This is a genomic window from Bradyrhizobium sp. TM239, from assembly GCF_036247985.1.
Taxonomy (GTDB): Bacteria; Pseudomonadota; Alphaproteobacteria; order Rhizobiales; family Xanthobacteraceae; genus Bradyrhizobium; species Bradyrhizobium ottawaense.
Map to the genome: position 1 here is coordinate 350,680 of NZ_BTIR01000011.1, position 15,957 is coordinate 366,636.

Below are 15,957 nucleotides of genomic sequence, written 5' to 3' on the forward strand. Positions count from 1 at the left end.
AAGGAGAATGTCGCCCGGATGCTCGCAGATGCTGACCACGATCTCGACAATGGCCCGCGGACCGAAAGGTCCGCGACCATGCGGATGTGCGCGGTCAGCCGCGAGGTCCGGCCGATCGACGAGCTGATCCGCTTCGTCATTTCGCCGCAGGGCGACGTAGTTCCAGATCTCAAGCGCAAGCTGCCCGGGCGCGGCATGTGGCTCACCGCCTCGCGCGGGGTGGTTGCGGAAGCCGTCCGGCGTCACCAATTTAGCAAGGCCTTCAAGCGCGAGCTGCGCATCCCTCAGACGCTTCCCGCCGACATCGAGGCGCTCCTGGTTCGGAGCGTGACGGAAGCCCTTGGGATTGCTGCCAAGGCAGGCCAGATTGTGGCCGGCTTCGGCAAGGTCGAAAGCGCCCTTCGGGAAGGCACGGCCGGGGTCCTGATCCACGCCAGCGACGGGGCCGCGGACGGAATCCGCAAATTGGACATGCTGGCGCGTCAAAATGCCGGAAATCGCGGCGCCAAGCCGCAGATTCCCGTCGTCACCGCGCTGAAATCGTTAGAATTGGATTTGGCACTGACCCGGTCAAATGTGATACATGCTGCCCTGCTCGCGGGCCCGGCGAGCAGGTCATTCCTGTCACGTAGCCAGATGCTGGTCCGATACCGGATGGCGGACGCTGACAAGACTGCCGAAAAGCCCGGCCAGGATTTCTGAGAGATACGACGACCCGATATGACGGTGCGGCAACGCACAACACTGACAAATCAGGATTAGGACTGCTGAATGGTTGATACCAAGACCCCTGACGACAAGAAGCTGAGCGTTCCGAGCAAGACGCTATCGCTCAAGCCGCGCGTCGAAACGGGCACTGTCCGCCAGAGCTTCAGCCATGGCCGCAGCAAGCAGGTCGTGGTCGAGAAGCGCGGCAAGCGCCGCATCGACGGCAGTGCCGAACCACAGGCTCCCACGGTTGTCGCGAAGCCGGCGCCGGCCGCGCCAACTCCGACGCCCGCTCCGTCGCGCCCGGCGCCACCGCGCAACGCCGGATCCGGCGTGGTGCTGCGCACGCTGACCGAGGACGAACGTTCCGCCCGCGCCAGCGCGCTGGCCGATGCCAAGGTGCGCGAAGTCGAGGAGCGCCGCCAGGCCGAGGAAGAGGCCCAGCGCCGCGCAGTTCGCGAAGCCGCTGAACGCGTCGAGCGCGAAGCTGCCGAATCCCGCCGCAAGGCCGAGGAAGAGCGTCACCGTCACGAGGACGAAGCCAAGCGCAAGGCAGAGACCGAGGCCAAGAAGCGTTTTGGCGAAGGCGAGCAGCCGGCATCCGCGCCGCGCCCCGCGGCAGCAGCCCCGGCCGCTCCGGCGCCGCGCCCCGGCGCCCCCGCAGCCCGCCCCGGCACCACCACGGCACGCCCGGGAACATCGACCGCGCGCCCCGGAACGACCACAGCCAGACCGGCAGGTGGCCCGTTGGGCCGCGCTCCCGCGGTTGCTGCCGGCCCGGACGAGGACGATGGTCCGCGCCAGATCCGCCGCGGCCCCGGCGGCGCCGCGCGTCCCGTGGTAGCCCCCAAGCCCACCCACAAGCCCGGCCCGCAGAAGGAGCGCGGCCGCCTGACGGTCGTGACCGCATTCAATGCTGACGATGTGCGCGAGCGCTCGATCGCCTCGTTCCGTCGCCGCACCCAGCGCCTGAAGGGCCATGCCGCGAACGAGCCGAAGGAAAAGCTCATCCGCGAGGTGGTCATTCCGGAAGCGATCACCATCCAGGAGCTCGCCAACCGCATGGCCGAGCGCGCGGTGGAAATCATCCGCATGCTGATGAAGCAGGGCGCGATCCACAAGATCACCGACGTGATCGACGCCGACACTGCGCAGCTGATCGCCGAAGAGCTCGGCCACACCGTCAAGCGCGTTGCTGCGTCCGACGTTGAAGAAGGTCTGTTCGACGCCACCGACGATTCGACCGACACCGAGACCCGCTCGCCCGTGGTGACCGTCATGGGCCACGTCGACCACGGCAAGACCTCGCTGCTCGACGCGCTCCGCCATGCCAACGTCGTCTCCGGCGAAGCCGGCGGCATCACCCAGCATATCGGCGCCTATCAGGTGCTGTCGCCCGAAAGCGGCAAGAAGATCACCTTCATCGACACGCCCGGCCACGCCGCGTTCACCGCGATGCGCGCGCGCGGCGCCAAGGTGACCGACATCGTCGTGCTGGTGGTTGCGGCCGATGACGGCGTCATGCCGCAGACGATCGAAGCCATCAACCACGCCAAGGCGGCGCGGGTGCCGATCATCGTTGCCATCAACAAGATCGACAAGCCCGACGCCAAGCCCGAGCGCGTGCGCACCGAACTGCTCCAGCACGAGGTGCAGGTGGAATCCTTCGGCGGCGAAGTCGTCGACGTCGAAGTGTCCGCCAAGAACAAGACCAATCTCGACAAGCTGCTCGAGATGATCGCGCTCCAGGCCGATATCCTCGACCTCAAGACCAATTCGGAACGGCCGGCCGAGGGCACCGTGATCGAAGCCAAGCTCGACCGCGGCCGCGGTCCGGTCGCGACCGTGCTGGTCCAGCGCGGCACGCTCCGGGTCGGCGACATCATCGTCGCAGGCGCCGAGATGGGCCGCGTCCGCGCGCTGATCTCGGATCAGGGCGAGACCGTGCAGGAAGCGGGTCCGTCGGTGCCGGTCGAAGTGCTCGGCTTCAACGGTCCGCCGGAAGCCGGCGATCGTCTCGCCGTGGTCGAGAACGAAGCCCGCGCCCGCCAGGTCACCAGCTACCGTGCGCACCAGAAGCGCGAGAACGCGGCGGCCTCGATCTCCGGCATGCGCGGCTCGCTCGAGCAGATGATGTCGCAATTGAAGACCGCGGGCCGCAAGGAATTCCCGCTGATCATCAAGGCCGACGTGCAGGGCTCGCTGGAAGCGATCCTCGGCTCGCTGGAGAAGCTCGGCACCGACGAAGTCGCAGCCCGCATCCTGCATGCCGGCGTCGGCGGCATCTCGGAATCCGACGTGACGCTGGCCGAAGGCTTCAACGCCGCGATCATCGGCTTCTCGGTTCGTGCCAACAAGGAGGCCGCTGCGGCCGCCAAGCGCAACGGCATCGAGATCCGCTACTACAACATCATCTACGACCTCGTGGACGACGTGAAGAAGGCGATGAGCGGCCTGCTCGCGCCGACCTTGCGCGAAACCATGCTCGGCAATGCCTCCATCCTGGAGATCTTCAACATCTCCAAGGTCGGCAAGGTCGCCGGCTGCCGCGTCACCGACGGCACCGTGGAACGCGGCGCCAATGTGCGCCTGATCCGCGACAACGTCGTCGTGCACGAAGGCAAGCTGTCGACGCTGAAGCGCTTCAAGGACGAAGTGAAGGAAGTCCAGTCCGGTCAGGAATGCGGCATGGCCTTCGAGAACTACCACGACATGCGTGCCGGTGACGTGATCGAGTGTTACCGCGTAGAGACGATCCAGCGCTCCCTGTAAGTCCAAATCTTACCGAAGCGCCCGGATCTTTTTGAACTGAAATTGCGGGAGTGCGATGGCCGGATTTTTTCCGGCCATCCACCCCTCTTCGTTTCAACAGGACAAATGACAATGCCCGTCTCCCAAACACGGGCATGACGAGGTGATTTTCGAGAATGCCACGCCATCATCAGAAAAAAAATTCCGCACCGGGCGGAGGCTCGCAACGTCAGTTGCGCGTCGGCGAGCAGGTTCGCCACGCGATGGCCGAGATTCTGGCGCAAGGCAATGTGCATGATGCGGATCTCGAAGGTCACATCATCACCGTGCCGGAGGTGCGGATGTCGCCCGACCTGAAGCTCGCGACAGTCTATGTGATGCCGCTCGGTGGCCGTGACACCGAGGTCGTCATCGCTGCGCTCGAACGCAACAAGAAGTTTCTGCGCGGCGAGGTCGCGCATCGCGTTAACCTGAAATTTGCACCTGATCTTCGTTTCCGCGTCGACGAACGATTCGACGAGGCGGAACGGATCGAGAAACTTTTGCGAACACCTGCGGTGCAGAAGGACCTCGAACAGGACTTGGAACAGGATCCGGAGACGGATCGGGAAGAAGAACGATGACGATGGACCCGGCTCACGACACGATCAGCGGCGAACAGGCCGATCAGCGCGACGTGCAGAAAAATAATTTTGCGGACATCGGCGGCGATTCTCAGCCGCATCAGCAGCCGCGCCGCGTCAACAACGATCCGCGCGCCAATGCCAAGCAGAAGGGCAACCAGGTTCGCCGCGACCGGCGCGACGTCCATGGCTGGGTCGTGCTCGACAAGCCGATCGGCATGACCTCGACGCAGGCGGTTGCGGTGCTCAAGCGCCTGTTCAACGCCAAGCGCGCCGGACACGCCGGCACGCTCGATCCGCTCGCCTCGGGCGGGCTGCCGATCGCGCTCGGGGAAGCCACCAAGACCGTTCCCTTCGTCATGGACGGCCGCAAGCGCTACCAGTTCACGGTGTGCTGGGGCGAGGAACGCGACACCGACGACATCGAGGGCCGCGTGACCGCGACCTCCGACCAGCGTCCGACCCGAGAGGCGATCCTGGCCCTGTTGCCCCGCTTCACCGGGGTGATCGAGCAGATCCCGCCGCGCTATTCCGCGATCAAGGTCCAGGGCGAGCGCGCCTATGACCTCGCCCGCGACGGCGAGGTCGTGGAACTGGCCGCCCGTCCGGTCGAGATTCATCATTTAACCCTTGTGGATCAACCGGATAACGACCGAGCCGTGTTCGAGGCCGAATGCGGCAAGGGCACCTATGTCCGGGCGTTGGCCCGCGATATGGGCCGGATTCTCGGCACTTACGGCCATATCTGCGCGCTCAGGCGGACCCTGGTCGGCCCATTTGGCGAAAACGACATGATTCCGCTGGATCAGCTGGAGGCTTTGTGCGATAGAGCCGCGTCCAGCGAGGGTAGCCTCGCGGACGCGCTTATGCCCGTTGAGACCGCGCTGGACGACATCCCGGCACTGGCCGTCACTCGGGCTGATGCGGCAAGGCTCCATCGGGGCCAGGCCGTTTTGTTGCGCGGACGGGATGCGCCCACTTGTAGCGGCACAGTCTATGTCACGGTGGCAGGCCGTCTTCTCGCGCTTGCTGAAGTCGGCAATGGCGAAATCATCCCCAAGCGTGTGTTCAACCTGACCGGCCTGACTGCCAGCCCCGGTCGCAACGAGAGAAATTGACGATGTCGATTGCCGCAGAACGCAAAGCGGAAGTCATCAAGACGAATGCCAACAAGGCCGGCGACACCGGCTCGCCCGAGGTTCAGGTCGCGATCCTGTCGGAACGCATCAACAACCTCACCAACCATTTCAAGACCCACGTGAAGGACAACCATTCGCGTCGCGGCCTCTTGAAGCTGGTCTCGACCCGCCGCTCGCTGCTCGACTACCTCAAGAAGCGGGACGAGGCGCGTTACAAGGCGCTGCTCGAGAAGCACAACATTCGTCGTTAAGAGTTCTTGCGCGCGCCAACGGCGCGCGTTTTCGCACGTGGTTTCGAACGAAAGCGCTTATTTTAAGCTTTTTGATCGAGGTTGCGCGCACGTCGGATGCGGGCCGTTGACGGCCAGCATCCGGGCATGATGAGCGAAGATCGCAATTCGGTGTTCGCATTCGTGCCGACTGACAGTCCAGCAGCAATCCGGCGGCTGGGCACAACGGGCAAGGCGCCCGTATGACCCGAAAGGATGGACGCCATCCGAAATCCAAAAACCATGGCAGGATCGCAGGACGCTGATCGCCCGCTTCGATCAACGTCCCGCAATCTTGCGCATGGTTTTTGTTTTTCGAGAGCCGTCCCTTCTTTCGAGAACCCATGAAAGAAGACCTCTATGTTCAATAAGCATTCAGTCGAGATCGACTGGGGCGGACGCCCTCTCAAGCTGGAAACCGGCAAGATCGCCCGCCAGGCCGACGGCGCCGTCGTCGCCACCTATGGCGAGACCGTTGTCCTCGCCACCGTCGTCGCGGCGAAGGCGCCGCGCGAAGGCGTCGACTTCCTGCCGCTGACCGTCGACTACCAGGAGAAGACCTACGCTGCGGGCCGCATTCCCGGCGGCTATTTCAAGCGCGAGGGCCGTCCGACCGAGAAGGAGACGCTAGTCTCCCGCCTGATCGATCGTCCGATCCGTCCGCTGTTCGTCGACGGCTGGCGCAACGAGACCCAGGTGATCGTCACCGTGCTCTCGCACGACATGGAAAACGACCCGGACATCGTCGCGCTGGTGGCGTCGTCGGCGGCGCTGACCCTGTCGGGCGCACCGTTCAAGGGTCCGATCGGCGCGGCCCGCGTCGGCTTCGCCAATGACGAGTTCATCCTCAACCCGACGCTCGACGAAATGGTCGACACCCAGCTCGACCTGGTCGTCGCCGGGACCGCCGACGCCGTGCTGATGGTGGAATCGGAAGCCAAGGAGCTGAACGAAGACATCATGCTCGGCGCCGTGATGTTCGGTCACCGCCACTTCCAGCCGGTCATCAACGCGATCATCGAGCTCGCCGAGAAGGCCGCCAAGGAGCCGCGCGAAGTCACCGTCATCGACAATTCCGCGCTCGAGAAGGAGATGCTCGGCCTCGTCGAGCAGGAGCTGCGCGCCGCCTACGCCATTCCGGTCAAGCAGGATCGCTACGCCGCGGTCGGCAAGGTCAAGGAAAAGGTGGTCGCTCACTACTTCCCCGAAGGGCAGGAGCCGAAATACGACAAGCTGCGCATCAGCGCCGTGTTCAAGGAGCTCGAGGCGAAGATCGTTCGCTGGAACATCCTCGACACCGGCAAGCGCATCGACGGCCGTGACTCCAAGACCGTTCGTAACATCGTCGCCGAAGTCGGCGTGCTGCCCCGCGCCCACGGCTCGGCGCTGTTCACCCGCGGCGAGACCCAGGCGATGGTCGTGACCACGCTCGGCACCGGTGAGGACGAGCAGTACATCGACGCGCTGTCGGGAACGTACAAAGAGACGTTCCTGCTGCACTACAACTTCCCTCCCTACTCGGTCGGTGAGACCGGTCGCCTCGGCGGCACCAAGCGCCGCGAGATCGGCCACGGCAAGCTGGCCTGGCGCGCCATCCACCCGGTGCTGCCGCCGCATCACGAATTCCCCTACACCACGCGCGTGGTGTCGGAGATCACCGAGTCGAACGGTTCGTCCTCGATGGCTTCGGTCTGCGGCGCCTCGCTCGCGCTGATGGATGCCGGCGTGCCGTTGAAGCGGCCGACCGCGGGCATCGCGATGGGCCTGATCCTCGAAGACAAGCGCTTCGCGGTTCTCTCGGACATCCTCGGTGACGAAGACCATCTCGGCGACATGGACTTCAAGGTCGCCGGTACCGAGCAAGGCATCACCTCGCTCCAGATGGACATCAAGATCGAGGGCATCACCGAAGAGATCATGAAGGTCGCGCTCGCGCAGGCCAAGGATGGACGTATCCACATCCTCGGCGAGATGGCCAAGGCGCTCACCAACGCCCGTGCCGAGCTCGGCGAATACGCGCCGCGCATCGAGACCTTCAAAATCGCCACCGACAAGATCCGCGAAGTGATCGGCACCGGCGGCAAGGTGATCCGCGAGATCGTCGAGAAGACCGGCGCCAAGGTCAACATCGAGGACGACGGCACCGTGAAGGTCGCCTCCAGCGACGGCGAGGCGATGAAGGCCGCGATCAAGTGGATCAAGTCGATCGCCTCCGATCCGGAAGTCGGCCAGATCTATGACGGCACCGTCGTCAAGGTGATGGAGTTCGGCGCCTTCGTGAACTTCTTCGGCTCCAAGGACGGTCTCGTCCACATCAGCCAGCTCGCTTCGGCGCGCGTGCAGAAGACCTCCGACGTCGTCAAGGAAGGCGACAAGGTCAAGGTCAAGCTGCTCGGCTTCGACGACCGCGGCAAGACCCGCCTGTCGATGAAGGTGGTCGACCAGACCACCGGCGAAGACCTCGAGGGCAAGGGCGGCGACGGCGAGAAGGCCCCGCGCGAAGCCGCCGGCGAGTAAGCGCTCCGCACCACATCAGAAACACGAAGGGCGGCCGAGAGGCCGCCCTTTTGTTTGTCGCTTGCTCCGGGGTGATCTGCGCCCCCTCTCCCGCTTGCGGGAGAGGGGGCAACACGGGGTCAGGAGGCCGCGATGTCGTAACGGTCGAGGTTCATCACCTTGGTCCAGGCCTTGGCGAAGTCCTTCACGAACTTCTCCTTGGCGTCCGAGGTGGCATAGACCTCGGCGTAGGCGCGGAGCTGCGAGTGCGCGCCGAAGATCAGATCGACGCGCGTGCCGGTCCACTTGACGGCGTTGGTCTTGCGGTCGCGCCCCTCGTAGGTGCCGTCGGCCGCCGGCGTCCATTGCGTGCTCATGTCGAGCAGGTTGACGAAGAAGTCGTTGGTCAGCGTTCCCACCTTGGAGGTGAAGACGCCGTTCTTCGAATTGCCCGCGTTGGCACCGAGCACGCGCAGGCCGCCGAGGAGCGCCGTCATCTCGGGCCCGGTGAGCCGCAGAAGCTGCGCGCGGTCGACGAGCGCCTCTTCCTGCTGCATGAACTGATGCCGCTTGCCGATGAAGTTGCGGAAGCCATCGGCCCGCGGCTCCAGCGGAGCGAAGGACTCCGCATCGGTCTGCTCCTGCGAGGCGTCCATGCGGCCCGGCGTGAAGCCGACCTTGACGTCGACGCCGGCATCCTTGGCGGCCTTCTCGACCGCGGCAGAACCGCCGAGCACGATGAGGTCCGCGAGCGAGACCTTCTTCGCGCCTGAGGACGCGTTGAAGTCCTTCTGGATCGCTTCGAGCTTGCCCAGAACCTTGGAGAGCTGAGCCGGCTGGTTCACCTCCCAATCTTTCTGCGGGGCAAGACGGATGCGCGCGCCGTTGGCGCCGCCGCGCTTGTCCGAGCCGCGGAACGTCGAGGCCGACGCCCAGGCGGTCGAGACCAGCTCGGAGACCGACAGACCCGAGGACAGGATCTTGGTCTTCAGCGTAGCGATGTCCTGCTCGCTGGCCAGCTCGTGATTCACGGCCGGAATCGGATCCTGCCAGATCAGCGTCTCCTTCGGCACCAGCGGGCCGAGATAGCGCTGGATCGGCCCCATGTCGCGATGGGTGAGCTTGAACCAGGCGCGGGCAAAGGCGTCCGCGAACTGAGCCGGATTCTCCAGGAAGCGACGCGAGATCTTCTCGTAGGCCGGATCGAAGCGCAGCGAGAGATCGGTCGTCAACATCGTCGGCCGATGCTTCTTCGACTTGTCGAAGGCATCGGGGATGATCGCGTCGGCGCCCTTGGCCGTCCACTGCTGCGCACCGCCCGGGCTCTTCGTCAGCTCCCATTCGAACTTGAACAGGTTCTCGAAGAAGTTGTTGCTCCACTTCGTCGGCGTCGTCGTCCAGGTCACCTCAAGACCGCTGGTGATGGAATCACCGGCGAGGCCCGAAGCGTGCTTGCTCTTCCAGCCGAGGCCTTGATCCTCGAGCGCGCCCGCTTCCGGCTCCGGACCGACCAGCGACGGATCGCCGGCGCCGTGGGTCTTGCCGAAGGAGTGGCCGCCGGCGATCAGCGCGACGGTCTCTTCGTCGTTCATCGCCATGCGGGCGAAGGTCTCGCGGATGTCCTTGGCGGCGGCGACCGGATCCGGCTTGCCGTTCGGGCCTTCCGGATTGACGTAGATCAGGCCCATCTGCACCGCGCCAAGCGGCTCGGCGAGCTGGCGTTCGCCGCTGTAGCGCTCATCACCAAGCCAGGTGCCTTCGGGACCCCAATAGAGCTCTTCCGGCTCCCAGACGTCGGCGCGGCCGCCGGCGAAGCCGAAGGTCTTGAAGCCCATCGATTCCAGCGCGACGTTGCCGGCGAGAACCATCAGGTCGGCCCAGGAGAGCTTGCGGCCGTATTTCTGCTTGATCGGCCACAGCAGCCGGCGCGCCTTGTCGAGGTTGGCGTTGTCGGGCCAGCTGTTGAGCGGTGCGAAACGCTGCTGGCCGGCACCGGCGCCGCCACGGCCGTCGGTGATGCGGTAGGTGCCCGCGCTGTGCCAGGCCATGCGGATCATGAGGCCACCATAGTGACCGAAATCGGCGGGCCACCACTCCTGCGAGTCCGTCATCAGCGCGGTCAGGTCCTTGACGACCGCGTTAAGGTCGAGCGTCTTGAATTCCTTGGCATAGTCGAATTCGTCGCCCATCGGATCGGACAGGCCGGAATTCTTGTGCAGCATCTCGATGCTGAGCTGAGTTGGCCACCAATCGCGGTTCGCTGGCACGCGTTTTCCACCCGAAAACGGGCACTTCGAAGTGTCGTCCATGAATACCTCCTCTGGTGGCGTCGAACTCGCGCCTTTGACCAGGTAGAACCACTCTAAGCGTCGCGTCCTATCAGGTAAAGTTGACTTTAATGATCGCTGCGATAGGATTTTCTGATGATAAACCTGACGCTGCGCCAGCTCCGGTATTTCGACGCTCTGGCGCGTCACGGCCATTTCGGCCGCGCGGCCGAGTCCTGCTCCATCTCGCAACCGGCCCTGTCGATGCAGATCAAGGAGTTGGAGGAGACGCTCGGCGGCCTGCTGCTGGAGCGGAGCGCCCGGCAGGTGGCGCTGACGCGGTTCGGCGAGGAACTCGCGCAACGCGTCCGCGACATTTTGCGCTCGGTCGATGAGCTCGGGGATTTCGCCCGCGCCTCGCAGGACCGCTTCGCCGGCCGGCTGCGCATCGGCATGATCCCGACCATCGCGCCGTATCTCCTGCCCACCATCACCAAGAATCTCACGCGCATGCATCCGGAGCTCGACATCCGCGTGCGCGAGACCATGACGCCGCGGCTGATCCAGGAGCTGGTGGAAGGACGGCTCGACACCGCCATCGTGGCGCTGCCGGTGTCCGAGCCCTCGCTCACCGAGGTCGCCCTGTTCGAGGAAAAATTCCTGCTGGTCCGGCCCGGCGCGGATGAGGGGACGCCGGCGCCGTCGCGCGAGATGATGCGCGAGATGCGGCTGCTGCTGCTCGAAGAGGGGCACTGCTTCCGCGATCAGGCGCTGTCGTTCTGCAACATGCAGTCGGCGCCGCCGCGCGAGATGCTGGATGCCAATTCTCTGTCGACGCTGGTCCAGATGGTCAGCGCCGGCATCGGCGTGACCTTGATTCCTGAAATGGCGGTGGCGGTGGAGACGCGATCGGCCTCGGTCTCGCTGGCGCGCTTCCGCGACCCGCAGCCATCGCGCACCATCGGCATGGTCTGGCGCAAGACCAGCCCGCTGGCGCGGCAGCTGCTGCAGATTTCCGAGGTGGTGTGCCTGTCGGCCGGCAAGGTGCGCGCAGGCCCATCTGTGCGCAGCCAACGGGCCTGAAGCTCCGATGTCGCATCCGATCATCCGCCCCGCCCGCGCCGACGAATATAACGAGGTCGGCCGCGTCTGGATGGAGAGCTGGGTCTCGACCGGGCTCGGCGAGGCCAGCGACTTTCTACTCGCGAATCTCCGCGCGCGCATCCGGCGCGAGATCGAGAACGGCTGGAGCCTGTTCGTCGCCGACGATCGCGGTACCATCGCCGCCATGCTGGCGCTGCATCTGCCAAAACTCTATCTCGATATGCTCTTCGTGGGACCCGCCTATCAGGGGCAATCGCTCGGGCGAAAGCTGCTCGCCTTCACGCGCACGCAAATGCCCGACGAGATGCACCTGCGCTGCGTGCGCGAGAACGAAAAAGCCTGGCGCTGGTACGAGCGCGAAGGTTTTGTGTTCGAGAAGGAAGAGATCGAGCCGGCGAACGGGTTCATGATGAAGTATTACCGGTGGAAACGGCAGCGACCAACGGGATAGACGACGAGCTCCGGGTGCAGCTTGCGGTTGTCACGATGTCACCCTAGTGTGGCGTGTCTGACAACTTCCTGCCGCCACTCCCCTGGAATCTATGGTTCGTATCGCCCTCTCGCTGGTCGCGCTGCTGTCCCTTCTGACCTCGGCAGTGGCGCAAAATCCTCCGACGGGACGCGACACAAGCTATCGCTCGTCCGCTTCCTGCGGCTGGACTACATTTGGCGTTTTGGCCCGGCTGGCCGTCGTTGCGGCCGTGGCATGGTGCTTTCCGATATATGCTTGGGCGCAGACCAAATCGGGACCTCAAGGGACGGAGACGACAGGACCAGCCGTCAAGCAGCGCGCCAACAGCAAGACGACTACGCGGACGGCCAGATCTGCTTCCGTGGTCGGCGGCCCGTGCGACTTCGGTGTCGTCGTCACCACCGGCGACGAGTTCACCGTGCTTACGACCGGCCTGACGGTATTTCAGAAAAAGACGACGGTGGTCCCGATCCCAGGCTGGGGACTCAACGATCTGATCTTTGCTCGGACGCGCGCCGCGATCCCTGCCGGCGTGTCCGTTCTGAGAATCCCCTACAATCCGGCGAAATTCCCTCCCCACGATGAATCGAAGGACACCTTGAAGGACAGGTTATTCCGCGATCTCAACGCGGAGCTGGCCGCATACATGCGCGAGGTAGTGAAAGGAACGAATTGCCGGCATTACATCCAGATCCTCAATTCAATCAGCCCCATCGGGTCATCCAGCTACACGGTCCGCGGCTTCGGCATCCTCAACCAGGATGTGATGCTCGGGCGTCGCATTTATCTCTACGCCCTGGCATTTATCCGCATCTTTGACGGGCGCGACTTCTCCGTTGTTAAACAGAGCTCTGCGCTGATCAACATGCAGCACTCCCTGGCGGTGCAAAGGTTTTTGGGCAAGCTCATCGGCGGTCCCTATCGCGAGCTGCCCGCTGAATCGTTTCCAACGCAGCCTGAGGATGTCGCCGACAATCCCGCGCTGCGTGACGGTGTGCGCGCCATGCTGACGGAAAGCCTCGATAAGACGCTGCCGATCTTACTTGGACTTCGACCAGCAACGCGCCAAAGCAACACCAGAGAACGTTGAGCCACATATCGTTCACGCGGCTTGGCTTCTACCTAGGCGTAGTGCATTGCGAATGCCGGTCAAACGCGGCATGAATTGCGCGCTGTCCGCCTCACGCAGATGGAAGGTTCCCCGCCATGATCAAGCTCTATTGGTCACCCCGCTCGCGCTCGTTCACGACGCTCTGGCTGATGGAGGAGAGCGGCCTGCCCTATGAGCGCGTGCTGACCGACATCTCGACCGGCGCGCAGAAGGCGCCGGAGTATTTGAAGATCAACCCGATGGGCAAGGTGCCGGCCCTCAGCGACGGCGATGCCTCGCTCGGCGAAGCCGCCGCGATCTGCGCCTACGTCGCCGACCGCTATCCGGAGACCAGGCTTGCGCCTGCCGTGACCGATCCGCGCCGCGCGCGCTATCTGCAATGGCTGTTCTTCTCACCGGGCTGCATCGAGCCCGCCATCATCCAGATCTTCACCAAGATCGAGATCCCGACCTCGACCGCGGCCTGGGGCAGCGCGACGCAGGTGTTCGACGTTCTGGAAGCTGCGCTCGCCGAGGGGCCGTGGATTCTCGGCGAGGAATTTTCGGCCGCCGACATCACGATCGGCTCGGGCCTGAATTTCGCGGTGCGCCTGTTCAAGATGGTGCCGTCGCGCCCTGCCTTTGACGCCTATCTCGCGCGCTGCATGTCACGTCCCGCGTTCCAGCGGGCGGAGAAGATCGCGGCGGGATAGACGAACTCTCGTAGGGTGGGCAAAGCGTAGCGTGCCCACGTCATGCGTCTATTGCGATCACGCAGAGATGGTGGGCAAGTCGCTTGCGCTCCTTTGCCCACCCTACGGCGTCGTCATATCAGGCTACTCGCGGACGCCTCAGTCGGGCGTCTTCAAATCGTCAGGCCTCGGCATCAGGACGATGTTGTAGCCGGAATCGACGTAGTGGATCTCCCCGGTGACGCCGCCGGAGAGATCCGACAGCAGATACAGCGCCGAGCCGCCAAGCTCGTCGAGCGTGACGCCGCGGCGAAGCGGCGAATGCTTTTGCATGAAGGCGAACATCGCGCGCGCCTCGCCGATGCCGGAGCCGGCGAGCGTCCGGATGGGGCCTGCCGAGATCGCGTTGACGCGGATGCCGCGCGGTCCGAAATCGGAGGCGAGATAGCGCACGGAGGCTTCCAGCGCCGCCTTGGCCACGCCCATCACGTTGTAGTTCGGCATCGCGCGCTCCGAGGCGCCGAAGGTCAGCGTGATCATGCTGCCGCCCTCCGTCATCAGCTCGGCGGCGCGCTTCGCCACTTCCGTGAACGAGAAGCACGAGATCACCATGGTGCGTGAAAAGTTCTCGCGGCTGGTGTCGGCGTAGCGGCCCTTCAGCTCGTTCTTGTCGGCAAAGCCGATGGCGTGGATGACGAAATCGAGCTTGCCCCATTTTTCACGGAGCACGTCGAAGGTCGCATCGACGCTGGCGATGTCCTCGACGTCGCACGGCAGCACCAGATCGACGCCGAGCTGCTCCGCCAGCGGCTTGACGCGCTTGCCGAGGGCCTCGCCCTGGAAGGTGAAGGCAAGCTCGGCGCCGTGGGCATGCAGCGTCTTCGCCATGCCCCAGGCGATCGAATGATCATTGGCGATGCCCATGATCAAACCGCGCTTACCTTTCATCAGACCTTCCATCTCGCGATCACCTTCCGCTTTGGTCATGCCCGGGCTTCCACGCCCTTCCAAACCTAGTCCCAATACGTGGATGGCCGGGACAAGCCCGGCCATGACGAGAAAATCAACAGTACGCCAACAACGACGTCATGCATCCAGCCGGCTGAACACCAGCGTGGCGTTGGTGCCGCCGAAGCCGAAGGAGTTCGACAGCACGGTGCCGATCTTGACGTTGTCGATGCGCTTGCGCACGATCGGCATGTCGGCGAAGACAGGATCGAGCTCCTGGATATGGGCGCTCTCGCAGATGAAGCCGTTGTTCATCATCAGCAGCGAGTAGATCGCCTCCTGCACGCCGGTGGCGCCCAGCGAGTGGCCGGTCAGCGCCTTGGTCGCCGAGATCGGCGGGCACTTCTCGCCACTTCCGAACACGCGGCGGAGCGCGTCGATCTCCGGCGGATCGCCGGCCGGGGTCGAGGTCGCGTGCGGATTGATGTAGTCGACCTTGGTCTTCACCGTCGACATCGCCATGCGCATGCAGCGCTCGGCGCCTTCGCCTGAAGGTGCGACCATATCGTAGCCGTCCGAGGTCGCGCCGTAGCCGACGATCTCGCCGTAAATGCGGGCGCCGCGCGCCTTGGCATGTTCGAGCTCTTCCAGCACCAGCACGCCGGCGCCGCCGGCGATGACGAAGCCGTCGCGGTTGACGTCGTAGGGACGCGAGGCCGTGGCGGGCGTGTCGTTGTACTTCGAGGACATCGCGCCCATGGCGTCGAACAGCACGGAGAGCGACCAGTCCAGCTCCTCGCAGCCGCCGGCGAAGATGACGTCCTGCTTGCCGATCTGGATCGTCTCATAGGCGTTGCCGACGCAATGGTTCGACGTCGCGCAGGCCGAGGAGATCGAATAGTTCACGCCCTTGATCTTGAACCAGGTCGCAAGCGTCGCGGAGGCCGTGGACGACATCGCCTTCGGCACGGCGAAAGGTCCGACGCGCTTCGGTCCCTTGGTGCGGGTGATGTCGGCGGATTCGACGATGGTGCGGGCAGAGGGGCCGCCGGAGCCCATGATGATGCCGGTGCGAATGTTGGAGACTTCATCAGGCGACAGACCGGAGTCCTGGATCGCCTGCTCCATCGCGACGTGATTCCACGCCGCGCCCTGGCCGAGGAAACGCATCGCGCGGCGGTCGACCACCGTCGCAGGATCGAGCGTCGGCGCGCCCTGTACCTGCGAACGGAAGCCGAGCTCGGCATATTTCTCAGCCCGCGAAATGCCCGACTTCGCCTCGTGAAGGCTCGCAAGCACTTCCTGGGTGTTGTTTCCGATCGACGAGACGATGCCCATCCCGGTGACCACAACCCGCCTCATGACAGCCTCGCCTTAATCGTTGTTGTCTTGGTGATG

The 15,957-nt window shown here is 64.4% G+C and carries 13 protein-coding genes; 10 read left to right on the forward strand and 3 right to left on the reverse strand.

The genetic code is table 11. The annotated features are described in order from the left end of the window. Window positions 1-18 precede the first annotated feature (18 nt). The 6 genes from AABA84_RS20025 to pnp all read left to right on the forward strand — a co-directional run bounded on the left by AABA84_RS20025 (window position 19) and on the right by pnp (window position 8,007). The gene (locus AABA84_RS20025; RefSeq protein ID WP_338312850.1) at window positions 19-702 is read left to right on the forward strand and encodes an RNA-binding protein; all 684 of its coding nucleotides are present in this window, start codon (window positions 19-21) and stop codon (window positions 700-702) included. 69 nt (window positions 703-771) lie between these two features. After that, the gene (gene infB, locus AABA84_RS20030) at window positions 772-3,480 is read left to right on the forward strand and encodes a translation initiation factor IF-2 (protein WP_212243495.1); all 2,709 of its coding nucleotides are present in this window, start codon (window positions 772-774) and stop codon (window positions 3,478-3,480) included. Window positions 3,481-3,635: 155 nt separating this feature from the next. After that, window positions 3,636-4,082 carry a 30S ribosome-binding factor RbfA gene (rbfA, locus tag AABA84_RS20035; protein WP_338312852.1) on the forward strand — a complete coding sequence of 149 codons (447 nt, stop codon included), beginning with the start codon at window positions 3,636-3,638 and terminating at the stop codon, window positions 4,080-4,082. Further along, window positions 4,079-5,200 carry a tRNA pseudouridine(55) synthase TruB gene (truB, locus tag AABA84_RS20040; protein WP_338312854.1) on the forward strand — a complete coding sequence of 374 codons (1,122 nt, stop codon included), beginning with the start codon at window positions 4,079-4,081 and terminating at the stop codon, window positions 5,198-5,200. The genes rbfA and truB overlap by 4 nt, the downstream gene beginning before the upstream one ends. 2 nt (window positions 5,201-5,202) lie before the next feature. After that, window positions 5,203-5,472 (forward strand): 30S ribosomal protein S15, encoded by a 270-nt coding sequence (gene rpsO / locus AABA84_RS20045; protein WP_008131787.1) that lies wholly within the window; start codon window positions 5,203-5,205, stop codon window positions 5,470-5,472. Between the two features lie 378 nt (window positions 5,473-5,850). Beyond that, window positions 5,851-8,007: a polyribonucleotide nucleotidyltransferase gene (gene pnp / locus AABA84_RS20050; protein ID WP_212243489.1), complete on the forward strand. Its 2,157-nt coding sequence runs from the start codon at window positions 5,851-5,853 to the stop codon at window positions 8,005-8,007. A 119-nt stretch (window positions 8,008-8,126) separates the two neighbouring features. On the opposite strand, the gene katG is transcribed toward pnp, so the two are convergent. Continuing rightward, on the reverse strand, window positions 8,127-10,295 hold the full coding sequence (gene katG, locus AABA84_RS20055; RefSeq protein ID WP_338312855.1) for a catalase/peroxidase HPI: 2,169 nt from the start codon (window positions 10,293-10,295) through the stop codon (window positions 8,127-8,129). A gap of 114 nt (window positions 10,296-10,409) precedes the next feature. Between katG and AABA84_RS20060 the strand changes: the two genes are divergently transcribed. From AABA84_RS20060 to AABA84_RS20075, 4 genes are all read left to right on the forward strand, one after another. Then, complete coding sequence (locus AABA84_RS20060; RefSeq protein ID WP_212243483.1) at window positions 10,410-11,336, forward strand: hydrogen peroxide-inducible genes activator; 927 nt, start codon at window positions 10,410-10,412, stop codon at window positions 11,334-11,336. Window positions 11,337-11,343: 7 nt separating this feature from the next. After that, window positions 11,344-11,808, forward strand: a complete 465-nt coding sequence (locus tag AABA84_RS20065; RefSeq protein WP_338312856.1) for a GNAT family N-acetyltransferase — start codon at window positions 11,344-11,346, stop codon at window positions 11,806-11,808. Between the two features lie 91 nt (window positions 11,809-11,899). Further along, entirely contained in the window at window positions 11,900-12,919 is a 1,020-nt protein-coding gene (locus tag AABA84_RS20070; protein ID WP_338312857.1) for a hypothetical protein, read from the forward strand. Between the two features lie 116 nt (window positions 12,920-13,035). Beyond that, a complete protein-coding gene (locus AABA84_RS20075; RefSeq protein ID WP_338312859.1) occupies window positions 13,036-13,632 on the forward strand; it encodes a glutathione S-transferase family protein in 597 nt (198 codons plus the stop codon). Window positions 13,633-13,770: 138 nt separating this feature from the next. Here the strand turns inward: AABA84_RS20075 and fabI are convergent, their stop codons facing one another. Further along, the gene (gene fabI, locus AABA84_RS20080; protein ID WP_028139498.1) at window positions 13,771-14,571 is read right to left on the reverse strand and encodes an enoyl-ACP reductase FabI; all 801 of its coding nucleotides are present in this window, start codon (window positions 14,569-14,571) and stop codon (window positions 13,771-13,773) included. A 126-nt stretch (window positions 14,572-14,697) separates the two neighbouring features. Further along, on the reverse strand, window positions 14,698-15,921 hold the full coding sequence (gene fabB, locus AABA84_RS20085; RefSeq protein WP_038949452.1) for a beta-ketoacyl-ACP synthase I: 1,224 nt from the start codon (window positions 15,919-15,921) through the stop codon (window positions 14,698-14,700). Window positions 15,922-15,957: the final 36 nt, after the last annotated feature.